This window comes from Rhizobium sp. PvP014 (genome assembly GCF_017876855.1).
Classification (GTDB): domain Bacteria; phylum Pseudomonadota; class Alphaproteobacteria; order Rhizobiales; family Rhizobiaceae; genus Neorhizobium; species Neorhizobium soli.
The window spans coordinates 721,715-747,661 of record NZ_JAGIOT010000001.1 but is presented as its reverse complement, the minus strand read 5'-3'; the positions used below and the strand labels follow the sequence as shown (position 1 = coordinate 747,661).

Below are 25,947 nucleotides of genomic sequence, written 5' to 3'. Positions count from 1 at the left end.
CACATCATGAGGGTAGTTTTGTGAAAATGCTGATCGCAATACCACTCGCACTGCTGGCTGCCGGGCTCTCCACCGCACAAGCGCTCGATAAACTGATCCTTTTGGTCAAAAGGAATCTCGAGCACCTGGACATCGGCAATACGGCGCAGTTCGATCTGAACATGCTCACGGGGTTTGCGGGTCGCCGAGGGTATAGGTCGGGATCCAAAGCGGCCGGGGCCGAATGGATAGAGATGACGGAAGTCGTCGAGTTTGTGACTCGTATTGTGGACGCAAAACTAGCTGGAGGTTTATCACCCGCGAACCTCTCCATCGGGCGAGGTTGCGGCGAGGGAATGATGACAGACAGAACCTGCGACATGCAATATCGGGTGGATCTGCGGTTCTTGCCGTCACCGGTCGTCCTGCTGTGGCAATCCCCTAAAGCGAATAAGGGTTAGGCCGATGCTTTCGGATGAACGGGCGGCAGCCTCACTCTTTTCCAATGTGACACAAGGCGGAGATGGGCTGGACGGAATGTTGCAGACGCTGTTTCACATCTCTCCGCTTGCCTATGCCATTTCGATGGCCGGGCCAAACTCCGTTTATGTGCGGGTCAACCAGGCTTACATGGACCTCGTCGGGATGAACGAAACGGCACTGGTTGGTCGCAAACTGACAGATGTCGGCCTGATCGTCGATGGCTCAGACCGTGTTGCCAGGATCAAACTCCTTGACGAGGTTGGGTATTACTCCGCGCAGTCGGGCAAGATCCGGCATCGTGACGGGCGGGAGATTTCCGTGATGATCTCCGCACGCCGGATCACGATCGGAAACGACCTCTACGATCTCGAGGCGCTGACCGATGTCACCGAACAGACGAGCGCGCAAATCAGACAGGAAGAGGCGTTGCGAGCCGCGGCCGTCACCGATAGCCTGACCGGGCTGCCGAACCGTCTTGGGTTCGAGCAACGGATCGCTCACTTTATCGAAGATCGCGCCAACCATGAGGAGTTCGGGCTCGCAATCTTCGATCTCAACAGCTTCAAGATCGTCAATGACATGCACGGTCACCCGGTCGGGGACGAGTTGCTTGCGGTTATCGGGAAAAGGCTGTTGTCGTCCCTGAGAGCGGGCGAATTCGTCTCGCGGCTGGGCGGTGACGAGTTTGCCCTCCTGTTCCAGTCAGACATGGGAGACAGTGAAATGCAGGAGCAGAGGCTCGCCGTGATGATGGACACTGTGCTGGCCGCCGTCACGATCGGAAGCAAAACGCTGCGCGTCGGTGCGGCGCTCGGTTTTGGCTTTGCAAGCGAGGTCAAGTGGTCGAGAACGGCTCTTGTCGCTCTCGTAGATCGGCGCATGTATCACGCCAAACTGACGCGGCGAAGTATTGCGATCCTCGGGCCGCCGGAGGCCTTGGCAACGGCCAACGGCTGATGCCACCCATGGCGACGTGTAAAGACCCTGCCGGTTACGAACCGGCAGGGTCTGATGTCATGGTCTAGCGGCGGACAGCCTTGACGTCTTCCGCAGAGACCGGCGGAGCGTCGTTATGCCAGGCCTGGCGCAGGAAGGTGGCAAGTGCTGCCGCTTCTTCGTCGTTGAGGCGGTCGTTATAGCCCTGCATGCGCACGCGCATGGGACGGTCCTTGGTCGAAGGCAGTTCCGCTCCGTGCAGCATGACATCCAACAGGCCCTTTGAAGACTTCGCGGTAACCAGCGAATTTCCGTCAAGCTCCGGGAAGATTTCCGCGGCACCCTTGCCGTTGACAAAGTGGCAGCCACCGCAATTGTCGAGATAGAGGCGGGGACCGAGCGGCATATCCGCTTTGGCTTCCGTCAGCATTTTCTCGGTGTCGGTAACCTCGGCCTTTTCAGGCGCCGCCGAAGGCGTTGCCGGTGCCGTGGAACCGCCAGTGCTGCCGATCTTCTTGAGGTAGGTTGCGATCGCCAGATTGTCCTCGGGCGTCATGTATTGCAGCGAATCGCGCACCACCAGCATCATCTCGCCGGTTGCCGTGGAATGCGCGTTGCGGGCAGTCGTAAGATAGGCCGCGAGCTCTTCGGTGGACCATTTCTGCGGTGCGCTTTGCGGGCCGCGCAGGTCAGGTGCCGTATAGCCGTCGATCTCGCCGCCGGTCAGGAAGGCAGCGCTGCTCTCGTCGGTACCGTCCTGCGCCATCAGCAGGTTGCGCGGGCTGTGGCAGGCGGCGCAGTGTCCGGCGCCCTGCACGAGATAGGCACCACGGTTAAACTGCTCGTCCTGCGAAACAGGTTCAAAGCCCGGCTTGCCCAGCGCCAGCCAGTTCCAGGCGCGAATGCCCCAGCGCTGGTTGAACGGGAAGGACAGTGCCGTTTCCTCGACCTTGTTGGAAACTGCAGGCACCTCGGTCATGAAATACTGGTAGAGGGCCTGGATGTCCTGTTCCGTCAGCTTGCGATAGTTTTCGTAAGGCATGGCCGGGTAGAGATGCGCACCGTCGTTGCGAACGCCGTCGTAGAGCGCCGCGCGGAAATCATCGAGCGTGTAATTGCCGATGCCGGTTTCCTTGTCCGGTGTGATGTTGGTGGCCCAGATCGTGCCCATCGGGCTGTGGATAGGCCGGCCGCCGGCGAAGGGCTTGCCGCCCTCCGCGGTATGACAGGCCATGCAGTCACCGGCCCGCATGGCGTATTCGCCACTGCCCGCCGGTGCTTTGTAATCAGCCGGGAGCTGGGCAACCGCGGCAGTGCGCTGGACCGGCACGAAGATGAAGGCGAGAAGGCCGACGACGCCGAGAACGGCGAGGATGAGAATGACGCGAAGAAAGGTTTTCATCGTTGCGCTCCTCACACCAGTGGCCGCGGATTGGACAGGTACTGCGTCCGGATCGCATGCGCCGCCCAATAGGCCAGGCCGCCGACCATGCCGGTCGGGTTGTACTGGGTGTTCTGCGGGAAGGCGCCGGCGCCCATCACGAAGATGTTGTGCTTGTCCCAGGCCTGCAGATATCGATTGATTGCCGAGGTCTTCGGATTGTCTCCCATCACAGTGCCGCCCACATTGTGCGTCGTCTGGTACGGACGCACGTCGTACATGGCGCCGTCCTTCTTGAAGCCTTCCTGCATTGAGGTCGGGTTCATCGACTTGGCGATCGGCTCCATCTTCGACTTCATGAACTGGGTCATGCGGATGTCGTTCGGCTGCCAGTTAAACGTCATGCGCATCAGCGGACGACCGTGGCGATCCTTGTAGGTCGGGTCGAGGTCGAGATAATTGCCGCGATAGGACATGTGTGAACCGTGCGAGCCGATCGACATCGAGTGGCCGTACCACTCGCCGATGCCCTTCTTCCAGCCGGCACCCCAGGTCGGCGTGCCCGCGGGGAGCGCCATGGAGCGGATCGGCTGACCGTTGGACTGGCCGGCACGCCAGTAGGCACCGCCGATAAAGCCTTCACGACCGAAGTCGATATTGTCCATGCCGAAATCATCGATCGACATGCCGTTGGCACCGGTGCCGATGAACGGATTGAACACCTCGTCCTTGAAGAACATCGTGTAGCCGCCGTTCATCTGGTAGGCATAGCTGCGACCGGTGACGCCTTCGTTCGTTGCGGGATCAAACGGCTGACCGATGCCCGAGAGCAGCATCAGATGGACGTTGTGCAACTGGTAGGCGGCCAGGATTACCAGATCCGCGGGCTGGAACACTTCTTCCCCGGCCTTTTCGTCAAAATAGGTGACGCCGGTCGCGGTTTTGCCGTCGGGCGCCATTTCGATTTTCAGCACTTCCGCATGGGTGCGGTATTCGAAATCCGGCTTGCGCTTCAACGCGTCGAGAATCGCCGTCTGCGGCGAGGATTTCGAATAGTTGTAGCAGCCGTAGCGCTCGCAGAAACCGCAGTGGTTGCAAGGGCCCATCTGCATTCCGTATTCGTTGACATAGGCCTGCGAGGCAATGCCGCCCGGGCTCGGGAACGGGTGACAGCCGGCAGCTTTCGCGGCTTCGGCAAATTTGGCTCCGTCCCAGGTCACCGGCATAGGCGGCATCGGGTATTCGCGCGAGCGCGGTGCCTCGAACGGATTGCCGCCCTCGATTTTCTTGCCATTGAGATTGCCGGCCTTGCCGGAAATCCCCGCGACATGCTCGAACCGATCGAAAAACGGCTCCAGCTCTTCGTAGCTGACGGGGTAATCCTGCAGGTTCATGTCTTCCGGAATGATGCCGGCGCCCCAGCGCTCTTCCACATGCGAGCGCAGACGGTATTCCGAGAGCTGCGGACGCCAGTTCAGACCGTTCCAGTGGGTGCCTGCACCGCCCACACCGATACCCGGCAGGAACGAGCCGAGGCTGCGATAGGGCAGGGCGGCTTCATCGACGTTGCGACGGATCGTCAGGGTCGAATTGCGCGGCTTTTGCATCATGCCGAGACGAACGCCGTATTTCAGCTCGTCGATCATGTTCGGGTACTGGAAATCCGGAACGGTGTTCTGGTCATGGCCGCGTTCAAGCGCAACGATCTCCAGACCCTCGTTGGCGAGTTCCATGCCGAGGATCGAGCCGGTCCAGCCGAGACCGACGATGACGACGTCCTTCTTCTTTGCAGTGCGTGCCATCGTTATGCCCTCTCACCGGAAATCGAAACGGGACCGAGCGGGTAGGCGACGTTGTGCTTCAACACCCACTCCTTGTAGCTGCCGCGGGCACCTGGGAAACCGATATATTTCCAGGCCTGCATGCCGTGATTGCCGCCATACATCGGGTCTGCGAAGTAGCCCTCCTTGGTGTTCTGCAAGAGGATCGTGAAGAAGTCGCGCAGTTCGGGCTTGATCTTCATCTCGTCTTTCTGGAGGGAGGTCAGGGCCTTGTCCTGAGTTGCGGCGTCAAGCTCGGCAAATATCTTGCCGTGCGTCTGCTGACACCATGCGTCGAACACCGGGATACCCTGCTGATAGATTTGCAGCGGCGTCAAAGGCGATTGCCAGCCGCGGAACGGATGGGCTGCGGCATCGTGCGGACCTTCCATGTACCAGTCTGCCGCCTCACCGAATCCACCGGCCAGTTCCTTGTCGATAAAGACGGGGACGCGGGCCTCGATGGCACCGGGACCTTCGCCTTCGGAGGGAATGAGCCGCGCCGTGGCAGCCATAACGAAGGCCCACTCAGTGGGCTTGAGACAGACCGGCTGGTATTCTTCGATCGGCGGCGGGGCCGGCGGGGTCTCCGCCTTCGCCTGCATCACCACGCCGACGACGGCCGCACTTGCCGCCGAAGCTTTCAAAAAGCTACGGCGGGACGGTAACCCCGGGACATCTCTCATTGTATCGCTCCTTGGTGTCCCGACAGGGGGCCGGAACCGAATAGGCTGGAAACGTGAGGCACCCGTCGCTGCGACATATGGCCTCATTCGTTGCTGACCTTTAAACCCGCAAGGTTTGAGTATGCAATGCTTATGAGGTACGATTTATGAGAAAAATTTTGCGTTAATTAGCGATGCTGCCATGCGTGCGCACAAATGCCTACCTCTGCGGGAAGTTCGTGGCTTGCTCGACTTCATCGAGTATTATTATCAATTGTCAATTTGCCGGCGGATCGCTGTCGGCGTTCGAAATTCAGGTGGCGGGATCCGCAGGACCGGTCCGATCAAAAAGGCGGGAGGGACACGGCCGGTTGCCGACGTCAGTGGATTGTCGGTGTTTTGCCGGAATACGCGTCCTGGAGGATCACGATCAGCCGCGAGGCAATAGCCCGTATTTCAGCTTGCTCCGATATCGAGAGATCGGCCTCGCTGCGAGCAAGAGTTTCCAGCGCTGCCGTCGTGTCGTTGACCATCCGGGCGACACCCATCCGGCTGAGTGGGCTGAGGCGCCAGTTCAGATGCCGGATGATACCGGCGAGATCGCCAAGCCGCTGAGCGCTGAAACGCATGTTCCTATCCCGTACTCACTACAATTCAGGACAAGGATGAGCGCTAACCCGTCAAAATTTGGTTACAGCGACTTGGTTACCGCGACGGCGCCAGTACGACCGGAAACGGACGCATAACGACGCGGGCTCTAATTTAGCATTAATCCTTCATTAGTTAGTTGCCTCTAAAATTCGGGTATCAGACCGTCGGGGTCGTGCCGTTGCTTCAGATGGAGGGGGTTCGTGATGAAATTCGAAGTTTGCCTGGTTACCGAAAGTGCTCTCCCATGACTTTAAAGTCTTCTGTCAGCACCCTTTCGGACCTCAACGAGATCGCCGTTCTGCGCAACAAGGCACGCGCAATCGACCGTGCGCAAGCGGTCATCGAATTTGATCTAACCGGCACGGTAAAGAACGCTAACGAGAACTTCCTTTCCCTCATGGGCTATTCGCTGGCCGAGGTGCGTGGCCGACATCACTCCATGTTCTGCGAGCCGGAGATCGTCGAAGCTCCCGAATATGCCGCGTTTTGGAGTGATCTGGCGGAGGGCAAGCTCCACGACGGAGAGTTCAAGCGCATCGGACGCGGCGGACGCGAGGTGTGGATCCGGGCGAGCTACAATCCGATCCTCGACGACAACGGCGTGACCATCGGGGTGGTCAAGTACGCGATGGATGTCACAGCGACCAAGTCGGTAGAGGCGGAACTCCTGGGAAAAGTAGCGGCGATCGACCGCGCAATGGCCGTGATCGAATTCGACCTCGAAGGCCACGTCCTCGCAGTGAACGAAAATTTCCTCACCCTGATGGGATATGCTCGGGAAGAAGTCATCGGTCAGCATCACCGGATGCTGTGCGGAGCCGACCAAACCCGAACACCCGCCTACAAGGCATTCTGGCAGAGGTTGGGGCGCGGCGACTATGAGAGCGGAGAGTACCGTCGTCTCGCCAAGGGCGGAAAGGATGTCTGGATCCAGGCGACCTACAATCCCATCTTCGATCTCAACGGCAACCCCTGCAAGGTGGTCAAGTATGCCTATGACGTGACTGCAAGCAAGATCCGGAACGCCGAGTTCGAAGGCAAGGTCAACGCGATCGGCCGGGCCCAGGCCGTCATCGAGTTCGACTTGCACGGCAATATCCTTGACGCGAACGAGAACTTTCTTGCCGCCGTCGGCTATTCACTGGAAGAAGTCCGGGGCAAACACCACCGGATGTTCTGCGACCCTGCGTTCACGCAGACAGCGGAATACGGTTCCTTCTGGGACCGGCTGGGACGTGGCCAGTTCGAAGGAGGGGAATACCGACGCCTCACCAGAAGCGGTGCCGACATATGGCTTCAGGCGACTTACAATCCGATCCTCGACCTCGCAGGCCGCCCGATCAAGATCGTAAAGTTCGCCTCTGACATTACGCAGGCGAAACTGCGCAACATCGAGTTCGAGGGAAGGGTCGACGCGATCTCGCGGGGGCAGGCGGTCGTCGAATTCGATCTCGACGGACATGTCGTTTCCGCCAACGAGAACTTCCTACGGGTCATGGGATACTCACTTCGCGAAATCACGGGGCAGCACCACAGCATGTTCTGCAGCCAGGATTACATCGTCTCGGAAGACTACCGGGATTTCTGGCTGCGTCTCAACAAGGGTGAATTCTTTTCGGGGCGTTTTGCCCGCGTTGGAAAGTATGGCCGGGAAGTGCACATTCAGGGGATCTACAGCCCGATCGTCAATCTGCGGGGCGAGACGGTGCGCGTGGTGAAGTATGCCAGCGACATCACCGATCAGGTCAAGCTCGAGCATGACATCCGTTCGAAATCGCAGCAAATGACCAGCATTGTCGGAGAACTGTCCGGATCGATCGCGGAAATCACCGCTAACACCCGCACGGCCACCACGCTTGCATCCGAGACGCAGGGCAATGCGGAACAGGGTTCAGAAGCGCTGGGCAGCGCGATCGCGGCAATCGATCTCATCCAGAAGTCCTCCACGGAAATCTCCGATATCGTCAAGGTGATTGGCGAGATCGCCAGTCAGACCAACCTTCTCGCCTTCAACGCGGCAATCGAAGCCGCAAGGGCAGGGGAACATGGGGTCGGGTTCTCGGTCGTCGCGGGCGAGGTCAGGAAACTCGCCGAGAGAAGTTCGGAAGCTGCGCACGAGATATCCAAGCTCATCCAGGAATCGACCATGCGCGTCAACCAGGGAACGGACCGGTCGCAGCATGCGAGACTTGCTTTCGAACGGATCGTCGGCAGCGTGAACAAGACCAGCGAGTCCATCCGGGAGATTGCGCAATCGACGGATGCTCAGCAGCGTGTCTCAAGGACTGTTGTCGAGCTCATCAATGACCTGACGTCATCGACGGCGCAACAGCGCAAAGTGGGTTAACCCATGAACCAGATGGTCAGATCTCTCGCGATGCCGGAAGTGCTGAGAGGCAGTCGCCCTGCAACGCAGCAGTTCGGCCTCCTGCGCATTGGCGAGGCGATGCTTGCCATCAATGTCGAGAATATCCGAGAAGTCGTTCCGGCGCCCGGTGGGCTATCGAATGCAGGCATCGCGGCAACCGGCTTGTGCGGGTTGTTCGAATTGAGAGGCAGCACCATCCCGGTTATGGATATCCGACCGATGCTCGGCCTGCCGGCGACGGAGGCCTACGGCGCCGTGATTCTGGTCCTGCGGGTAAGACAGAGGCTGATATGCATTTTTGCTGACGAAGTGCGCGGCATCGCGACAGAAGACGTCGCGGCACTCGATGAACTGGGCGTGTCGCGACCCGCTGTACAGGGACCTTTGGTCACGCATTCATTCTTCCACAGCGGAAAGGTAATCTCGGTCCTGGCAGCGGAGCGCATCTTGGCGTTGCCGGGAATTCCGTCGGTGCAAGAGCCAGTCGCGGAGGCGGTCGCAAAGACGAGCTCGAATGCGAAGCCGCTTCTGCTGTTCACGTGCGGCGCGTTTTCTTTCGGCGTTGCGGCCGGGGTGGTCGAGGCCACCGCGCCGACCGCGCAGTTGAAGGATTCGCCGATGAAGACGGAGACCTGCCTCGGTGTCATCGATCATCATGGCACCCAGGTGCCGGTTCTTGATACGCTTCGGGTGCTTGGCATGGGCGTCCTGTCGGAACGCAAGCAGTCGTCCGTCCTCGTCCTGCGTTACCCCGACGACCGGCTGCTGGGCTTTGCGCTCGATACCGTCGTCGATATACGGCCGATACCGTTGGGCGACATTATGGCGATGCCTGATAATGCCGTAGAGACCGGGTCTGTTCTCAGCGGTGTCTATTCCGTCGACGGACGGACATTGTTTCTCGTCCTCGACGAGCGCACAATGATGAGTGACGATGTCCTGCTGATGTTTTCGCGACTTTCATCCACCAAGCCCAAGACAGCGGCGGCCGGTCGAGCGCCGGGGCAGCGCGGAGACGCGTTGCTGCCATACTTGGTCTTCAGAGCAGGGGGAGACATGGCAACGCCGGTTGCCGATGTCCGGGAGATCGTCGAGATGCCGGAAGACTACGTTTCGTTGAACAATGTCGGACGCGGCACGATGGGCCTGTTTGTCCACCGTGGCACAGCTATCCCTCTCATCTCCCTTGCCAGACGGCTCCGGTTGCCTGCAGTTCCTCCCGGCCAAGAAGGTCGCGTTCTGCTCGTGTCGGACGGCCTCAAGACGACTGGCCTGGTGGTCGACAGTCTGGCACGGATCGAAATGGCCTCGAAATGTGCGACAGGACCGGACGCTACGGACTCCAGCGGGTTCGAGCACCGGATCCTGGGAGACTTCATGGTTCGGTCAGCGGACGGGCGGCTCCTCCCATATATCGACCTCAGAAAAGCCCTCGCTTGAAAGAGCCCGACTGTTGGTTGCAAAATCCAAGGTTGAGTCTTTACCTTTTGTTAACGCTGAGACGCCAAAACTCGTGTTGACGATCTTCCAACGGATTCTGATATGCCCGTCAGCGCGCTTTCCATTCTTGATCCAAACGCTCTCGACGACTATTGCGACCTGCGTTCGGTGCCGAAGCATCGTCATTTCGGAAAAAACGACATCGTTGACCGCCTGCGGTTGGCGGTTCCATTTGACTACATCTCCATCAGCGGTCTCGACGTCGACCACTACAGGTTCGGTCAGGGTTTTTCGATCGACACCGACATGCCTCCTGCATTCCTCGACGCCTATGACGCGGATCGCCTCTATCTGACCGACCCGTTCGTGCTAGCCGCGAAGGCCTCGAACGTGATCGTGGTCGAGAGCGAGGTCTACGCGGAAACTCCGCCGCCGCAGAGGCTCGTTTACCTCCAACGAACCTTCGGCCTGCACAACCGAACGCTTATCCCGATCCTCAGGAACGATGTCATTTACGGAGCGATCTGTTTTTCCCGCTCGACACCGTTTGACGAAAAAGAGTTGATCTTCCTTTCGCTGGTAGCGGAATCCATTCACACGGCTGTCACCAAGCCGCTGATGGATCGCTTCGCTGCCCACCAGCTTCGGCTTTCCAAGGGTGAAATTGCCTGCCTGACCCAGGCCAGTCTCGGGCTGACGAGCGAGGCGATTGCGGTCGCGACTGGATACCAGAACGATACGGTCAACAGTTACATAAAGTCGGCCGTGAAGAAGATCGGCGCGACCAACCGAACGCAGGCCATTGCCGAAGCTATACGCCGCCGGCTCATCGCCTGATCGCATCGCCCTAGCTAAAAAGTGATCTGCCACAGGGGGCGGTCATCTTTTCGACCGTAAGCGCCTGAGGCAACAGCAAAGAAGTAAGAATTGAGCGCTACGTCTCGTAACGTCTTTTTCTACTCCAATTCTCATTTCAAGATTCACCTAATATAAATGCCTCCGCCCTAGAATTAAGGCGTCCACAGCGTTGAACACGCAATCGGCATGACGCCGATCTGGGAGGAGCGCGCGGTGTATTCCACCACGCATGCCCCGATGGGACGCTGGCCAATAGGCACCCCCCGTTTCTGACAGCTTGTCGCGCGCGCCGCGAGTCTACTTCGTATCTTGGAGTTTCAAGTGATAAACCGCATCATGATCGCAGCCGTCATTGTCGCCGGCGCGCTGCTTCCTCTTCAGGCGACGGCGCTTGACTTGCCGAAAGGCAAGGTGGTGCTTACGGTGACTGGCACCAAGCTCGATCATCCCAACGTCGGTGGCAAAGCCCAGTTCGACATGCCTATGCTCGAAGCCCTTGCGGGCCGCACGGGTGAAATGGAGACCCCCTGGACCGAAGGCGTGGTCAAGTTCTCCGGCCCGCTTCTGCGGTCTGTACTCGAGGCAGCGGGGGCCCATGGCACCAAGCTCAAGGTCATTGCGCTTAACGATTATGCCGCTGACCTGCCGATGGAAGATGCAACCTTGCTCGACACAATGCTCGCCACCCGCATGGACGGCAAGCTGATGTCTGTCCGCGACAAGGGCCCGCTCTTCCTCGTGTATCCTTTCGATAAGGACCAAGGTCTGTTCAACGAGAAATACTTCTCCCGGTCGGTCTGGCAGATCAAGGATATCGAGGTCACTGAATGATCACTGCCGCCCAGCAGAGTGGCGATATCATCCGGAAAGCCAGCAAGGCGACCGTCGTGCTGCAGTGCTTTGCCGTGTTGCTGTTGCTGGGCCTCGTTTTTCTGTTTGCCGATATCTCAAGGAAATACTCCGCCCTGCAGGACGGCATTCGCGAGAACGCTTTGTGGTCCGTCTACCAGCTCGACCGGGAAGCGCGCCGGTTGCACGAGACCCTGCACATCATGCTCGTTGAAAACGACCTGACTCCGGAGCGCATCAAGGCTCTCGGGACGCGCTACGACATTCTGTACTCGCGAATGAACATTCTCGACAAAACCTCGTTCGAGACAAAGTTCAAGCTGGATGCGGCTGTTGCCGAGCAGGTCACTGCCATTCGCGACGCGGTGTTCGGTCGCAGCGCCGTTTTCGACAGACTGGCCGCAGGCGACCCCGTGGATCCGGTGCAGCTAGAGACAGCAGATTCAGAGTTTGAGAGGCTGGTAGAGAACACGGAAAAACTGCTTCTCTATACGAACAGCACCGTCAGCATCGAACGGGCTGAGGCTCGGGACGCAGTCCTTGACCTTCAGATGAAATCGGCGGGTCTCGTCGCACTTCTTGTCTGCTGCGTGGTATTCCTCATTCTTACGCTGCGACGTCAGCTCAAGTCAGTTCAGCTTGCCGGTCTCAGCCTGGAGGCGATTTCGAACCAGCTGAAGGAGTCATATCTCGCGGCGGAAGCCGGGAACCGCGCCAAGTCCCAGTTCATGGCGACGATGGGACACGAGATCCGCACACCTCTGAACGCCATTCTCGGAACTGCGGAACTACTGGAGTTGTCTCCGCTACCGCCGTCAGTTGCCCCTGGCCTGCAGACCATCAGGCGTTCTGGTCAGGCGCTTCTCGAGATCATCAACGAAATCCTAGACTTCGCAAAGATCGAACACGGAAAACTGGACGTCGAGACCCGCGCGGTTGACGTTCGGGCCGTCGTCACAGCCACGGTCGAAATGGTACGAGACAGGGCAACTGAACACGGAAATCGCATTGCGCTCGAACTGCCGATCTCGTTCACCACGCCGGTCATATCATCGGACCCCACCCGTCTGCGTCAGGTTCTTCTCAACCTGTTGAGCAACGCCATCAAATTCACGAGCGAGGGCACCGTCACGTTGCGCGTGCTGGAGATTGGCGATCCGCAAGACGCACAGCTGAGGTTTGAGATTGAAGATACAGGCATCGGGATCGACGGTGAAGGTCTTGGCAAGCTATTCCAGCCGTTCTCGCAGGTCGATGCGTCTATCAGCCGGAAATACGGTGGTACGGGACTGGGACTGACCATCTGCAAGCAGATCGTAGAGGCGCTGTCGGGAACAATAGGTGTCAACAGCCGCAAAGGCGAGGGCAGCATCTTTTGGTTCGTAATCCCTGCCAACCCGGCCGAGAAGGGTCTTGTCGACGCCTTGGCGGCAAAGGCCGCGCCCCAACAGTTTCAGTCATGGAATATCCTTCTTGTCGAGGATAACGTGATCAATCAGCAGGTCGCGGCGGGGTTTCTCGCCCATCTCGGCCAGTTGGTCACGATCGCGAACGACGGGCTGGAAGCCGTCAAACTGACGGAGACGACCCGCTTCGATCTCGTCCTCATGGACATGCAGATGCCGAGGCTGGACGGCATAGAGGCTACCAAGCAAATTCGCGCTTCCAACGGCCTTAGCCGGAACGCTCCCATCATCGCGATGACCGCGAATGCTTCTGACGACGACAGGCGGCTTTGCGAGGAGGCGGGGATGACGGGGTTCCAGTCGAAGCCGGTCTCGATGCATCAGCTTCGGGGTATCATCGGGTCTCTGGAGGCGGCTGCGGAAACTGCTGTGGAGCCTATCCAAAGTCCGAGCATCGATAACGCGTTCGAAACCCGGCGGTTGGAGATCGTGGAGGCACTGGGCGAAGAGACGTTCGACGAACTCCTGTCGAGCTTTTTCGAAGACGCAAGCCTACTCCTCACAGATCTTCACTCCGCCTTGGCCGTCAATGACCACCGTCATACCGATCATCTGCTGCACACTCTGAAGGGCGCAGCAAGCAGCGTCGGTCTTCAAGACGTGGCTGACCGGTCTCAGGACCTCCGTCATGCATCAATCACCGAAACCGTACTTGCAGACCTTGAAGACACAGTCACCCGCTACAGGCAGCTCCTTGTCGCATAAGGGACGTTCACATGCGCATTCTACTTGTCGACGACAATAAAACGAACCTCTCTCTCCTGACGAGACTCGTCGAGAAACTGCCGGACTGCGTCGCCATTCCCTATCTTCACCCCGAAGACGTGCTGGCATATGCCCCGGCGCTCGAATTCGACATCGCGGTCATCGATTTCCAGATGCCTGTCTACAGCGGCATCGAGCTGTTGACCGAACTTGTTCGCTTCGAGAATTACCGCGACAAGCCCGTGGTATTTGTCACGGCCGATACCGATACGGCGACGCGCATGGCGGCGCTCAATGCAGGCGCGATCGACTTTCTGACGAAACCCGTGAACCCGCTGGAGTTCCAGGCCCGGATCAAGAACCTGGTCGCCCTCGTGGACGCGCGCAACAAGCTTGCTGACAAGGCCGAGTGGCTTCGTATCGAGGTCGAGAAAGCGGTCGTCGAGCTGCGTGCCCGCGAGGAGGAAATCATTGACCGCTTGACGATTGCAGCAAGCTACAAGGACTTCGAGACGGCCCGGCACACGCGGCGCGTAGGCCTTTATTCCGAGGCAATCGCGCGGGCCTACGGCATGGAGGCGCGCGCTTGTTCCGACATCAGGCTTGCCTCGCCGATGCACGATATCGGAAAGGTCGCCATTCCCGATGCCGTCCTCCTGAAAAATGGCAAGCTGACCGAACAGGAGTTCGCGGCCATGCAGCGACATACGGTCGTCGGCTGCGATATTCTCCGGGAGTCGAAGTCGAGCCTCCTGCAGCTTGCTGCAGAAATTGCTGGCAGTCATCATGAACGCTGGGACGGGCAGGGGTACCCGTTCCGTCTTTCGGGTGAGACCATTCCGGTTTCCGGCCGCATCGTCGCCATTGCCGATAATTTCGATGCGTTGACGACCGCAAGGCCCTACAAAGAGGCGTGGAGCGTGGATCGCGCCGTGGCCCACATACGTGAAAGATCGGGGAGCCACTTCGACCCCCGCTGCGTCGATGCCTTCGACAAGGCATTGTCCGTCATTCTCGAAATCATGGAGACCGATCGCAGGGAAAGCCTGCTTTCAGTGCCTACAAGCTGCATCCCGGTTCATGCTGGGTGCTCGCAGTCGAAGGAATCCTTTGAACGCTGCCGCCGCGCCATCAGCGATGCCCGAGTGGAGAAAAATGACGGTCCACTGACTGTTGCAATGATGACGTCACCAACAACACAGAACTACGAACTCGAAAATCAACCGACCGCTTTGCAAGGACGATGAAATGAACACTTTGCATCCTTCCAATTCTGCACGTTCCGGTGAGACCCTGGAAATCATCGCGTTCCGCCTTCACGACCAGGAGTTCTGCGTCAGGACGGTGACGATCCGCGAAATCCGCGGCTGGGGCCCCGCGACGCCGATCCCGCATTCACCCAGAGAGGTTCTGGGAGTGATGAACCTCCGCGGTGCAGTGATTCCGATCATCGACCTCGCCTGCAAGCTCGGTATGCGGAGTACCGAACCCAATGAGCGGAGTGCGATCGTCGTGGCGGAAGTCCACGGAATGGCCTTTGGTCTTGTTGTCGACCGGGTCTCGGACATCCTCACGATTCCCGTCGAAAACATGCAGCCTGTGCCTGACATGAACGCGGGTGCCGCGACGAGCTATTCCGACGGCATCATCGTCCAGCCCACAGGAATGATCTGTTTTCTGAACCTGGAACGAATGTTCGAAGGTTTGAATACTGCCGGCCTCATCGCCGCCTGATAGCTGCGCCGTTCGCACTCATCCGCCTAGACGCTCCGTGACTGTCAGATGACAGTTCGGTGCACGACCAAACTCGGCTTGCAGAAGCAGGTACAACCTGAAACGCAACTTACGCCTCAATTGCACAACGTATGAGTATTTGATTAAGACGAATTGCTGATTTTCGCATCGTAACCACAGTTTAACGAATCTGCCCTACAAATCGAGGGAGTGGGTAGGCGCTCGTCTTTTGTCAGCGCGAGACCGATTTCAGGATTTGCACTGCCCGGTAAACGGCAACAATTTTAGTTTGGGCCAATCGTCTAGAATTCCTTTTCCGATCGACCCCTGCGGTACCGGCGAGCAAGACGCCTTGCCACTGCATACGGTCAGTTTTTCCAAAATCCAAAATCTGCGACCATACTGACTTCCGGCCCGTTGTGCCGGTGGCAGGTCGATGCCCGATGAGAGGTTGAAAATGTTGATACGAACAAAGCTTCTAGCCTGTCTTTTCGTCCTCGCTACGGCGCTACTGTCGATGGCTGGTTTTGCTTTCTATGCACTCGATGAAGAAGGCAAGCTTGCCAATTCCATCGTTGAAGATCGCGTCATCCCCTTGGCGCAGTTGAAGCAGGTCGCCGACAGTTACGCGGTAAACATCGTCGATACGGTCCACAAGGCCCGCGCGAGAACGTTGACAGCCCGGCAGGCGACCGAAAACATCGAGACCGCCATGAAGGTCATCGACCTGCGATGGCGCGAATATCGCAACACGAAGATGACAGCCGATGAGTCGGCGATCGCTACGACCTTCGAGGCGTCTCGCTCAGCGGCCGATGCAAAGCTGAAAGGCCTGCTGACCCTGATTGCATCCGGCGATCTGGATGCCTTGGGACGCTTCGCCGACGCCGATCTTTATCCGACAATCGATCCGCTTGGTGGTCCCATCGACGAACTGGTGAAGCTTCAGCTCCGTGTCGCAGCCGAAACGCTCGCGACAGGAAAGGAGATGAAGGCTGGCCTGACATTGGTCATGGCGATCATTGCCTTCGCGGGTCTTACCGTCGTGGTGATTTCGGTTTGGACGGTTCGTTCTGCGGTTATCCGGCCGTTGACCGAGATGACGAGGGCCATGACCGAGTTGGCGGGCGGCAAACTTGACGTGCGCATTTTCGGCGAGGGCCGCCGCGACGAGATCGGCACAATGGCAGGCGCCGTTGGTGTCTTCAGGCAAAGTGCGAAAGATCGAGCTCGTCTGGAGGCCGAGGCCGATGCAAACCGCAGCGTTTCGGAGCGGGAGCGTATTGAACGCGACCGGATCAGAGCCGCCGAAGCCGAAGCGATGGAGTTCGCTGTCGATAACCTGAAACATGGTCTCGATCAGCTTGCGAATGGGAACCTCGTGCATCGGATCGATGCAGCATTCGTTGCGCAGCTTGATGTGTTGAGGACGAACTTCAACAGCTCCATGGAACGCCTCGAGCAGACCTTGCGCACCGTCGGCCAGAACGCGCAGACGATCGCGGCGGGTTCCAACCAGATCATGTCGGCCGCCAATGATCTTTCGAAGCGCACCGAGCAACAGGCTGCCTCTGTTGAAGAAACGGCTGCGGCCCTTGAGCAGATCACGACCACCGTTGCCGGATCGAGCAAGCGTGCCGAAGCCGCTGGTCGCCTTGTCACCGAGACAAAGGACAGTGCCGAAAAGTCTGGCGACGTCGTGCGAAAAGCGATTTCGGCAATGGGCGAAATCGAGCGCTCGTCGAACGAGATCGTCAATATCATAGGGGTCATCGATGATATCGCTTTCCAGACAAATCTGCTGGCATTGAATGCCGGCGTCGAGGCGGCGCGCGCCGGGGAGGCCGGAAAGGGATTTGCCGTCGTCGCCCAGGAGGTCCGTGAACTTGCTCAACGCTCTGCAAAGGCGGCCAAGGAGATCAAAACCCTGATCAACACGTCAGGCGAGCAGGTTCGAAACGGGGTTCAGCTTGTTGCAGAAACCGGAAAATCGCTCACTGAGATCGTCTCCCGCGTCCAAGACGTCAGCGTCAATGTCACCGCCATCGTCGAAGCGGCCAAGGAGCAGGCGGTCGGGCTCAAGGAAATCAATATGGCGGTCAATACGATGGACCAGGGCACGCAACAGAATGCGGCCATGGTCGAACAATCGACTGCAGCCAGCAACAGCCTTGCCCGCGAAGCAGATAACCTTTTCACCATGATTGGTCGGTTCACGTTGAGCAAAGGACATGACCTTCAACCTCGAACCGGAAACGCCAACGGCGCGCCCCATATGCCGTCCCCAGCCAGAAAGCTGATGGCGAGAGTGAACAGCTCTTTTCCAACAAGTGCAGCTGTCGCCGAGGCGTGGGAGGAGTTTTAGCCGCGGTCTGGTAAGGCTCCCAGGTCGGCCGGGATTACAAGCTATCGATGGTCGCGGCTGAACTAGGATTTGCATTTTTCAAACCCGCGGCCACTGCTTTGTCACGCTTCGTCTCTCTCGCTTCGTCTCTCACGCGTCGGCAAAGATAGCCGGAAATGGCGTGCTGATATCGGCGCTTCAGAGGCGGCACGTTGAACCGTAGCGGACGTATCTACCGTCTCAGCCAAGGCCGCTAAGCCTGCTACTTGCCATCAATATCCGTTGGTTCCATAATGCATATTATCTGATAACTGGGTGATGCTCTCTGTCGGGTGGCTCAGGTTTTCCACGTCGCTGAAACTGCATCTCCCTTCGCTTTGACGACAGCGCACGGTATCGCTACAGCGCGCTGTCGATGTCATTCGAAGTTGCTCTAATGACCGTAATAAGGTTCACTTGAACCCCGACCACCCCGCAGCCCGCTTGTGACTAGTTTCGCTTGGCGCGCCCGGGCTGTGCATTGCTGTCTTGCAGCAAGGTCGCCTGATCGGCGACAATCGCAGACGCTTCGTTTTTCAGGACGTCCTTGGCATTCTTGCGCGCATCCTCAAGAGCGATCTCCGCACTCAAGCTACGTTCGTTTGCTTGCAGACCATCGTCTTCACTGCCGACCAGGCCATTGTTGATCTGCTCGCGAGCCTTCAGACGACTGGCGACGGCTGCGAGTTCTGCCCGGCGTTCGGCCTCGTTGAGCGAGATGACCTTTTTCTCGCGCTGCTGCTTCAGTTCGGCAGCGTCCTCGATGAACCGCTGGAAATCTGGGTCATCCTTGATTCGGGCTTCGTGCTGGGTCTGCAGTTGTGGCAGAACAGATGCGACATTTCCGACTGCGGCATATTTGGCAGGCTTGATACGTGTCCATGGCAGCGCATTGTCATAGCTCGCCTCACCCAGCGTCTTCGGGTCAGAAAGGCCCGGGAGGTTGATATCCGGCGTCACACCGCGAAGCTGGGTCGTACCGCCATCGACGCGGAAGAACTGGGCGATGGTCAGTTTCAGTTCGCCATATTTCGATTCGCTGCTGCGCGTCGCCTGATCGAGATCCACGACGGTCTGCACGGTTCCCTTGCCGAAGCTGGGCTCGCCGATCACAACGCCTCGACCATAATCCTGGATAGCTGCAGCAAAGATCTCGGAGGCCGAAGCCGAACCGCGGTTGATGAGCACGCCGACCGGGCCCGCCCAAGCGGGAGCAGACCGATCGTCTTTCAGGATTTCAACCTTACCCTTGGCATCGCGCTGCTGCACGACCGGTCCCTTGCCGACAAAGAGCCCGGTGAGTTCAATCGCTTCAGACAGGGATCCGCCTCCGTTGTCGCGCAGGTCAATCAGGACGCCATCAACGTTTTCCTGTTTGAGTTCAACGAGCAGCTTGGCGACATCGCGGCTGGCGCTCTTGTAGTTCTTCTCGCCTTTGCGTCTCGCTTCGAAGTCCTCGTAAAAGGCAGGCAGAGTGATCACGCCGATGCGGCGGGTGACACCTTTGTCCTCGACCGGAATAATGCTTTTCTGGGCTGCCTGTTTTTCGAGACTAACCCGGTCGCGCACGAGGCTGATAACCCGGTGGCTTCCGGTCTCACCGGTATCTGCAGGCAGCACGTCCAGACGGACGACAGAATCCTTCGCGCCACGGATCATCTGCACAATTTCGTCGAGGCGCGTACCCACGACGTCCTTCATCGGGCCATCTTCACCTTGCGCAACGCCTGCGATGCGATCGCCGACAGCGAGCTTGCCGGAGAGCTGCGCCGGGCCGCCAGGCACGAGTTCACGGATCGTGGTGTAACCGTCGCGTTCTTGCAGAACCGCGCCGATACCGACGAGAGACAGGCTCATGGAGATGTCGAATTCAGCCGCTGCCCTCGCCCCGAAATAGTCCGTGTGCGGGTCAACCGACGTCGTGTAGGCAGCCATGAAAGACTGGAATACATCGTCGCTCTTATAACGGTAGGTCCGATCAAGGACGTTCTGGTAGCGCTTGTCGAGCGTCTCGCGGATCGTCGCGTCTTGGGAGCCTGCCAGTTTCAGGCGCAGCCAGTCGCTTTTCACACGCTTGCGCCACAGGTCGTTGCTTTCCTGTTGCGACTGCGGCCACGGCGCGTCGTCTCGCAGCACGGAATACTCTTCCCGCTGGGTGAAGTCGAAACCCTGCTTCAGCAACTCACGTGCATAGGTCAGGCGCTCTGAAACGCGCTGCGAATAAACGTTGAAAATCGAGAAGGGAAGCTTCAGATCCTCGTCCTCGATCGCATCGTCGATCTTCTTGCTGTTCGCGGCAAAGCTGTCGATATCGGATTTGAGAAAAAAGCTCCGGTCCGGATCCAGCGACTTGATGAAGCTGTTCATGATCTTGATCGACAGCGCGTCGTCCAGCGGTACGGGCTTGTAGCTGTAGCGGCCGAGAAACTGTGCGCTGATATTGGCCGCCTGTGCCTGCCGATCGAGCGGAGCCAAGACGGGGGGTGTGCCCGGTTCCAAGGCATAGGCTGCTGGTGCGATGGCAAGAAGTAGACCAAGGAAAGAATATCTCAGACGCATTCCGCTATGTTCCAATTGCGATGTCGGTTCGTTTTGCGCAATGGTGGTGCAACAATGATCGAGTTTTGGCAACTGTCTGGGTGTGCAATATTGCGTGTCCATCGCAAGAACCAGGACGAACGGCGTGTTCAGCGGGCCTCTGATTTCTGGAGAATGCCGTTCGCGGGCGTTCGGTCGTCAGGCTTCAATGCATGATCTTCTGAAGACCGCGCGGCAATCTATTCATGCATTCCGCGCCGTCAGAGGTCACAAGGAACTGGTCCTCGATCATCAGGGCACCAAAGCCATTCCCGTAGAAGGGCGTCTCGAGCGCCACCACCATGCCCGGCTGGATCAGTTCCTCATTTCCCATCGAGAAAAAGGGCCATTCCTCGATGCCGGCACTGCCGCCGACCGAGTGCCCGAAATGCCCACGATGATATTCGCTCAATCCCCCACGACGGATGGCGGCCGTGACAACCCGATGCACCGCGCCGAATGTATTGCCGGGCCGGATGTGCTCGAGGCCCGCTTCAAATGCCTCGAGGAGGATCTTGTCGAGATCGTTCGCGAGCGGCGACGCCTCGCCATAGACAAAGGTTCGTGCGCTATCGGAAGAATATCCCTCCACCAGCGTTCCTACATCTGCCTTGATGAGCGCACCCGGAACAACCGTTGCGTTCGCGTCTGAAAGATCCGGGCCAACGGAGATGTAGTCCCATGACCCGGACAGGCTGACGCCCTTCCCGATTGCGAACGCCTTCGCGCCGGATTTCCAAGCGTCGGAAAGCGATTGGACAGAGGAGCCAGGCCGTATGGCCTCGACCATTCTGACGATGCCTGCCTCTGCCGCATTGGCCGCAAGACGCAATCGAGCGATCTCGACCGGCGTCTTCACCGAGCGCAGGCGGCGCAGAACCGCAGATCCATCTGTCAACAAGGCGCGGGGCAGATGGTGCTTTAGCGCGGCAAAATCGGCGGCGGGCATGAACTCCATGTCAACGCCAAGACGAGCCTCAGATAGACCGCGCTCGCGAAGCAGTTCTCCCAGCAGGCCGAAGGACACTTCGCGATCAAAGGTTTCAGGCCTTTCCCCCGTCGCCCCACCTCGGCGATAGCACTGGTCGATTTGCGCGATGGAGCCGGCGTCCGATGTATCGACGGTGTCGATCCAGATCCGATGACTGCGCAGCTCGACATCAGGTGCGGATTTGCGGATGCTTGTAAGGGCGTGATCGCTGACGACGGCGGCAAGCGAGAGCCCCGCATCCGCCGGAACAAAAGCGATTGCTGCCCCTGCCCTGCCCCACATCGTTGCTACGCCAGCGGGTGCGCCGATTGCGTAGCGGAATCCCTCGGGTTGGAATAGCAGCAGGCCATCAAGATCGGCCTCTTGCATCAATCGCTCTGCCCTGTCCCGATCGATATCGCCCACTGCCTGCCCCCGTCGTCCGTAAAGATGCACCCCATGACATGGCGCACCGGACGGACATCGGCCGGTCAAGATGCGGCGGCTCAACCCGTCGGCATATGTGTTTGTCGAACGTTCGATCCCGGTAGCGTCTGGGGATTGCGAACGTGCCGGGGATCGCGCAGCAGCGAGATCGAGCACACGATCAGTACGAATATGCCCACGAAAATTAGACCGGGCCGAAGACGAAAACTGTTCACCGAGTATAGGCCTTGTTGCTTCTCACTCAGGCAATGATGACGAACGAAGCTGACTCCCAGCTGAAGGGTGGCCGTTGGTCTAGGGCATTCAGGTGCGTGTCAGGATCCGATGCAAATCCGTGGCAATCGATATCGCCGAGGATCAACCAGTGCCGATCTACAGTCTGTCCAGAACCGCACCTCCTTTCTTCCGCCCGCGGATGGGTAGCGTTACCCTGGCTGTGACAGGTGCACTCTATCTGGCGGCCTTTACCAACCGGATGTTTCTCACGCGGGCTTTCGCCTATTTCGACAGTCACCTTGCCTTTGCTGCCTTCATACTCGGTCTCGCATGCCTTTTCGCAGCATTGATCGTATCGTTGTCGCTCAAGTATGTCCTGAAGCCGGTTCTGGTCTTTCTCTTCGTGAGCGCTGCTGCGGGCTCCTGGTTCATGGACAGGTTCGGAACGATCATCGACGTCGACATGATCCGCAACGCCGTCCAGACGACGTCATCCGAAGCCGGGCATCTGTTGACACCGGCCTTCGTGCTGCACATGGCCGTTTTCGGCATCCTGCCATCGCTTCTGGTCTGCTGGGTCAAGATCGAACACAGGCCGTTCTTCGGCAAAGTCTTGTGGAACAGCGCGGCAATCGTTCCACTTCTGCTGGTCGCGCTCGCCTGCGGAATGAGCAGCGCTCGCAGCATTGCCTCGGTCACGCGGCTCCACAAAGACCTGATGATGACACTTAACCCCTTCGTGCCGATCGGCAATGCCATCGGCTTTGCCATGGCGACCGGCGAGGACGAAACCGTCGTCGTGAAATCGCTCGGGACCGATGCCCGCGTCATTGCCCCGACATCCTCCGGCCGACCGCGCGTCGTGGTGATCGTTGTCGGCGAGACGGCCCGTGCCGAGAATTTTTCGCTTGGTGGCTACGGCCGCGACACCAATCCGGAGCTCGCCCGCCGAGACATTACCTACTTCAAGGAAACATCAAGCTGCGGCACGGCAACAGCGGTTTCCGTGCCCTGCATGTTTTCCAACCTGACACGGCGCGGCTATTCCCATCGTGCCGGCCTCGCGAATGAAAATCTGCTCGACGTCCTCGGTCACGCGGGTGTCAAAACGGAATGGTGGGACGACAACACCGGCAGCAAGAACGTTGCAAGCCGTACCGCCTACCACTCGTTTTCCGATGCCAACGATCCCCGCTACTGCAAAGACAGGGAGTGCCTCGACGAGGGGATGGTCGCGGCACTCGATGGCTGGCTCTCGACAGTCAAGGGCGACAGCGTCCTGGTCCTCCATCAGATGGGAAGTCATGGCCCCGCCTATTCTGAGCGCTATCCCACGTCCTTTGCCCGCTTCAAGCCGGAATGCCGCAATGCTGAACTGGGCAATTGCAAAACCGATGAGATCGTCAACGCCTATGACAACACGATCCTTTACACCGACCACATCCTCGCGTCGGTTATCGACAGTTTGAAGGCGCGTCAGGACGTCATCGCTCCAGCCATGATCTACATGTCCGATCACGGCGAGTCGCTCGGTGAGCATGGCCTTTATCTGCACGGCGCTCCGTATGTCGTTGCGCCATCGCAGCAGACCCACGTGCCCTTTGTGCTGTGGCAAGGGTCGGAGTTGAAAACCACGACCGATCCGCAATGCCTCTCTTCCCGAGCGGCTGCACCCGCCTCACATGACAATCTGTTTCACACCGTACTCGGAATGATGTCCGTTCGGACTTCGAGCTACAAGCCGGACCTTGACGTAATGGCATCATGCCGGCGGGTGAGAGACAGTAGCGGCGTTGCCAGCGCGCGTGCAGACTTCTGACCCGTTCGACACTGGTGGTAGTCCGGTCAGACAGTTCTTCTCGACATCGCTTGCTGGGTTGGCAACAGGACTCTCGTGCTTCGCTTGTGTGCGCACGATTGTCGCTCCACTTCCTGAGATTTCCGGCTATTCTCGCCTCCGGATCGCCGAAGCGAAATGGCAAAGGGATGGAGCAGACTGCTTGAGAGTTCTTCTGGTCGAGGATGACGTGACACTTGGGGAAGCAGTGCGCGACCATGTGGCGAGCGCCGACCATGCAGTCGACTGGACCAAGACGCTTGACGCTGCAGAGAGCGCCCTCTCGACGACCGGCTACGGTCTTGTCCTTCTGGATCTGCGCCTGCCGGATGGCAGCGGCATCGCGCTTTTGAAACGCCTGCGCGCCAAGGGCATCACCACGCCGGTAATCATTCTGACGGCACATGACCAGATTTCAGATCGCATCGAAGGATTGAACAGCGGTGCAGACGACTACCTTGTGAAGCCTTTCAACCTGGGTGAGCTGACGGCGCGCATGTTGGCGGTTAGTCGCCGTTACAGCGGCCGTCCGGTTTCGCTTCTTCGCGTGGGCGATCTCGAGATCGATGCGACCGACCGTCGCGTTACCGCAACGGGCGCCGTCATCGAACTTTCCAGCCGGGAATGGGCCGTGCTTGACGCGCTGTCGTCTCGTGTCGGCGCGGTCGTTTCCAAATCGCAGATCGAGGAAGCGCTTTACGCCTTCGGCTCGGAAATCGAGAGCAATACCGTCGAAGTCTATGTCAGCCGCTTGCGCAAGAAGCTTGGCCGCGACCACATCACAACACTGCGGGGAATTGGATATCGGCTAGGGTAGATCGATGAGCATGCTTCTTTCCAAGACGGCGCCTTCCATGACCCGGCGTCTGATTTTGTGGCTGACTGTGGTGATGGCGTTTCTCTGGCTGCTTGCCGTGGGCCTGGGCTTGGTTGTGATGGAAGAGGAGCTCGCCGAAATTTTCGATGGTACTCTGCAGGATACGGCCGAGAGACTGGTTCCTCTTGCCGTCGACGACCTTGAACATCGCAGCCTCGTCGGCGCCTCCCCCCAACAACTACAGACCGCGAGTTCGAGCGGCGAACGGGAGTACCTGATCTATCAGGTGAGAGACACGGCCGGGCGGATCCTGATCCGGTCCCATGATGCGCCGGCAGAACCTTTCGAGGCGCCGCTGAAGGCAGGGCTGTGGCGAAACGACACCTATCAATTTTATACCGCGGCGAATGGCGATCGGAGTGTCTTCGTGCAGGTCGCCGACGCTTTCGAAAACAGAGAAGAAGCGCTTCGCGAAGGCGCCATGGCACTGTTTCTGCCACTCCTGCTGCTTATTCCCGTCTGCGGAATGGCGATCTGGTTCGTGGTGCGTCGAGCTGTCCGTCCCGTCGGTGCGTTGCGCGAGGAGATCGAAACCAAGGACGGCGGCAACACCGAGCCGATCGACGCGACGGCGCTTCCGAAAGAGTTGATGCCGATTGCCGCATCGGTCAATCGGCTGATGCAGCGCCTGCGCACAGCACTTGATGCGGAGCGTGAATTTACCGCCAACAGCGCCCACGAGCTGAGAACGCCGATTGCGGGCGCGCTGGCGCAGACTCAGATGCTGGTCGCCGAACTTGTGGGAAACCCTCATCGCCGGCGTGCCGACCAGGTTGAAGCCTCACTGACGCGACTGAGCCACCTTGCGGAAAAGATGCTGCAACTGTCTCGCGCGGAGGCGGGCATCGGCCTCGCCGACCACGCCGTCGATCTCGGTCGTGTTCTGGACATGGTGGTGACCGATTTTCAGCGCGGCATGGCCGATCCCGACCGGCTGGTCCTCCGCCATCCAACTGGCGCGCGCCTGACCGCGCCGGTGAGCGAAGACGGGTTCGCGATCGTGCTGCGCAATCTGATCGAAAACGCACTCATTCACGGGACACCGGATAAACCGGTCGAGGTGTTTCTTGAGGATGGTGGCCCAGTGCGCATTACCAACGGATCGCCGGTTATGAGTGCGATTGAACTTGCCGCCATTCGCAAGCGCTTCGGGCGTGGCCGGACCGAAGCCGAAGGCTCCGGTCTCGGTCTTTCCATTGTGGACCGACTACTCGGTCAGATGAACGGACAGTTGATCCTCGCATCTCCGGCGACAGGACGCTCCGACGGTTTCGAAGCGCGGATAGAACTGCGCCATCTCTAGGA

At 58.8% G+C, this 25,947-nt stretch carries 19 protein-coding genes; 13 read left to right on the top strand and 6 right to left on the bottom strand.

The features are described 5' to 3' along the window. Nucleotides 1-20 precede the first annotated feature (20 nt). Together J3A65_RS03385 and J3A65_RS03380 are read left to right on the top strand one after the other, a co-directional pair. Nucleotides 21-440: a hypothetical protein gene (locus tag J3A65_RS03385; RefSeq protein WP_209899412.1), complete on the top strand. Its 420-nt coding sequence runs from the start codon at nucleotides 21-23 to the stop codon at nucleotides 438-440. 4 nt (nucleotides 441-444) lie between these two features. Continuing rightward, complete coding sequence (locus tag J3A65_RS03380; RefSeq protein ID WP_209899409.1) at nucleotides 445-1,419, top strand: sensor domain-containing diguanylate cyclase; 975 nt, start codon at nucleotides 445-447, stop codon at nucleotides 1,417-1,419. Nucleotides 1,420-1,483: 64 nt separating this feature from the next. On the opposite strand, the gene J3A65_RS03375 is transcribed toward J3A65_RS03380, so the two are convergent. The 4 genes from J3A65_RS03375 to J3A65_RS03360 form a co-directional block, all read right to left on the bottom strand. Continuing rightward, entirely contained in the window at nucleotides 1,484-2,800 is a 1,317-nt protein-coding gene (locus J3A65_RS03375) for a cytochrome c (RefSeq protein ID WP_209899406.1), read from the bottom strand. Nucleotides 2,801-2,811: 11 nt separating this feature from the next. After that, a complete protein-coding gene (locus tag J3A65_RS03370) occupies nucleotides 2,812-4,581 on the bottom strand; it encodes a GMC family oxidoreductase (RefSeq protein ID WP_209899403.1) in 1,770 nt (589 codons plus the stop codon). Nucleotides 4,582-4,583: 2 nt separating this feature from the next. Then, nucleotides 4,584-5,285, bottom strand: a complete 702-nt coding sequence (locus J3A65_RS03365; protein ID WP_062577964.1) for a gluconate 2-dehydrogenase subunit 3 family protein — start codon at nucleotides 5,283-5,285, stop codon at nucleotides 4,584-4,586. A gap of 359 nt (nucleotides 5,286-5,644) precedes the next feature. Beyond that, nucleotides 5,645-5,893, bottom strand: coding sequence for a hypothetical protein (locus J3A65_RS03360; RefSeq protein WP_062459810.1), 249 nt, complete (start codon nucleotides 5,891-5,893; stop codon nucleotides 5,645-5,647). Nucleotides 5,894-6,159: 266 nt separating this feature from the next. On the opposite strand from J3A65_RS03360, the gene J3A65_RS03355 reads away from it, so the two are divergent. From J3A65_RS03355 to J3A65_RS03320, 8 genes are all read left to right on the top strand, one after another. Further along, a complete protein-coding gene (locus tag J3A65_RS03355; RefSeq protein WP_245341427.1) occupies nucleotides 6,160-8,262 on the top strand; it encodes a PAS domain S-box protein in 2,103 nt (700 codons plus the stop codon). Nucleotides 8,263-8,265: 3 nt separating this feature from the next. Continuing rightward, nucleotides 8,266-9,723: a chemotaxis protein CheW gene (locus J3A65_RS03350; RefSeq protein ID WP_092663013.1), complete on the top strand. Its 1,458-nt coding sequence runs from the start codon at nucleotides 8,266-8,268 to the stop codon at nucleotides 9,721-9,723. Nucleotides 9,724-9,825: 102 nt separating this feature from the next. Next, nucleotides 9,826-10,560 (top strand): autoinducer binding domain-containing protein, encoded by a 735-nt coding sequence (locus tag J3A65_RS03345; protein WP_062459805.1) that lies wholly within the window; start codon nucleotides 9,826-9,828, stop codon nucleotides 10,558-10,560. A 342-nt stretch (nucleotides 10,561-10,902) separates the two neighbouring features. Further along, nucleotides 10,903-11,412, top strand: a complete 510-nt coding sequence (locus J3A65_RS03340) for a molybdopterin-dependent oxidoreductase (protein ID WP_348635237.1) — start codon at nucleotides 10,903-10,905, stop codon at nucleotides 11,410-11,412. After that, nucleotides 11,409-13,601 carry an ATP-binding protein gene (locus J3A65_RS03335; RefSeq protein WP_174197732.1) on the top strand — a complete coding sequence of 731 codons (2,193 nt, stop codon included), beginning with the start codon at nucleotides 11,409-11,411 and terminating at the stop codon, nucleotides 13,599-13,601. The genes J3A65_RS03340 and J3A65_RS03335 overlap by 4 nt, the downstream gene beginning before the upstream one ends. Before the next feature lie 11 nt (nucleotides 13,602-13,612). Then, entirely contained in the window at nucleotides 13,613-14,848 is a 1,236-nt protein-coding gene (locus J3A65_RS03330; RefSeq protein ID WP_209899397.1) for an HD domain-containing phosphohydrolase, read from the top strand. 1 nt (nucleotide 14,849) lies between these two features. Then, nucleotides 14,850-15,335: a chemotaxis protein CheW gene (locus J3A65_RS03325; protein ID WP_062459796.1), complete on the top strand. Its 486-nt coding sequence runs from the start codon at nucleotides 14,850-14,852 to the stop codon at nucleotides 15,333-15,335. A gap of 436 nt (nucleotides 15,336-15,771) precedes the next feature. Then, nucleotides 15,772-17,700: a methyl-accepting chemotaxis protein gene (locus J3A65_RS03320; RefSeq protein ID WP_113111446.1), complete on the top strand. Its 1,929-nt coding sequence runs from the start codon at nucleotides 15,772-15,774 to the stop codon at nucleotides 17,698-17,700. 468 nt (nucleotides 17,701-18,168) lie between these two features. Here J3A65_RS03320 and J3A65_RS03315 read toward each other — a convergent pair whose 3' ends face one another. Beyond that, nucleotides 18,169-20,277 carry a carboxy terminal-processing peptidase gene (locus tag J3A65_RS03315; RefSeq protein WP_209899394.1) on the bottom strand — a complete coding sequence of 703 codons (2,109 nt, stop codon included), beginning with the start codon at nucleotides 20,275-20,277 and terminating at the stop codon, nucleotides 18,169-18,171. 184 nt (nucleotides 20,278-20,461) lie between these two features. Continuing rightward, nucleotides 20,462-21,691, bottom strand: coding sequence for a Xaa-Pro peptidase family protein (locus J3A65_RS03310; protein WP_113111448.1), 1,230 nt, complete (start codon nucleotides 21,689-21,691; stop codon nucleotides 20,462-20,464). Between the two features lie 355 nt (nucleotides 21,692-22,046). On the opposite strand from J3A65_RS03310, the gene J3A65_RS03305 reads away from it, so the two are divergent. The 3 genes from J3A65_RS03305 (at nucleotide 22,047) to J3A65_RS03295 (ending at nucleotide 25,945) form a co-directional block, all read left to right on the top strand. After that, the gene (locus J3A65_RS03305; RefSeq protein ID WP_348635236.1) at nucleotides 22,047-23,747 is read left to right on the top strand and encodes a phosphoethanolamine--lipid A transferase; all 1,701 of its coding nucleotides are present in this window, start codon (nucleotides 22,047-22,049) and stop codon (nucleotides 23,745-23,747) included. Between the two features lie 181 nt (nucleotides 23,748-23,928). Further along, on the top strand, nucleotides 23,929-24,582 hold the full coding sequence (locus J3A65_RS03300) for a response regulator (protein WP_062577980.1): 654 nt from the start codon (nucleotides 23,929-23,931) through the stop codon (nucleotides 24,580-24,582). Nucleotides 24,583-24,592: 10 nt separating this feature from the next. Then, nucleotides 24,593-25,945, top strand: coding sequence for an ATP-binding protein (locus J3A65_RS03295; protein WP_062578411.1), 1,353 nt, complete (start codon nucleotides 24,593-24,595; stop codon nucleotides 25,943-25,945). The last annotated feature ends 2 nt before the right edge of the window (nucleotides 25,946-25,947 follow it).

Bases quoted from the DNA above. Each gene is read 5' to 3' on its own strand.
- J3A65_RS03355 (WP_245341427.1), top strand. From the start codon at position 6,160: ATGACTTTAAAGTCTTCTGTCAGCACCCTTTCGGACCTCAACGAGATC.
- J3A65_RS03360 (WP_062459810.1), bottom strand. From the start codon at position 5,893: ATGCGTTTCAGCGCTCAGCGGCTTGGCGATCTCGCCGGTATCATCCGG.
- J3A65_RS03315 (WP_209899394.1), bottom strand. From the start codon at position 20,277: ATGCGTCTGAGATATTCTTTCCTTGGTCTACTTCTTGCCATCGCACCA.
- J3A65_RS03295 (WP_062578411.1), top strand. From the start codon at position 24,593: ATGCTTCTTTCCAAGACGGCGCCTTCCATGACCCGGCGTCTGATTTTG.
- J3A65_RS03320 (WP_113111446.1), top strand. From the start codon at position 15,772: ATGCCCGATGAGAGGTTGAAAATGTTGATACGAACAAAGCTTCTAGCC.
- J3A65_RS03325 (WP_062459796.1), top strand. From the start codon at position 14,850: ATGAACACTTTGCATCCTTCCAATTCTGCACGTTCCGGTGAGACCCTG.
- J3A65_RS03370 (WP_209899403.1), bottom strand. From the start codon at position 4,581: ATGGCACGCACTGCAAAGAAGAAGGACGTCGTCATCGTCGGTCTCGGC.
- J3A65_RS03335 (WP_174197732.1), top strand. From the start codon at position 11,409: ATGATCACTGCCGCCCAGCAGAGTGGCGATATCATCCGGAAAGCCAGC.
- J3A65_RS03345 (WP_062459805.1), top strand. From the start codon at position 9,826: ATGCCCGTCAGCGCGCTTTCCATTCTTGATCCAAACGCTCTCGACGAC.
- J3A65_RS03330 (WP_209899397.1), top strand. From the start codon at position 13,613: ATGCGCATTCTACTTGTCGACGACAATAAAACGAACCTCTCTCTCCTG.
- J3A65_RS03365 (WP_062577964.1), bottom strand. From the start codon at position 5,285: ATGAGAGATGTCCCGGGGTTACCGTCCCGCCGTAGCTTTTTGAAAGCT.
- J3A65_RS03375 (WP_209899406.1), bottom strand. From the start codon at position 2,800: ATGAAAACCTTTCTTCGCGTCATTCTCATCCTCGCCGTTCTCGGCGTC.
- J3A65_RS03350 (WP_092663013.1), top strand. From the start codon at position 8,266: ATGAACCAGATGGTCAGATCTCTCGCGATGCCGGAAGTGCTGAGAGGC.
- J3A65_RS03380 (WP_209899409.1), top strand. From the start codon at position 445: ATGCTTTCGGATGAACGGGCGGCAGCCTCACTCTTTTCCAATGTGACA.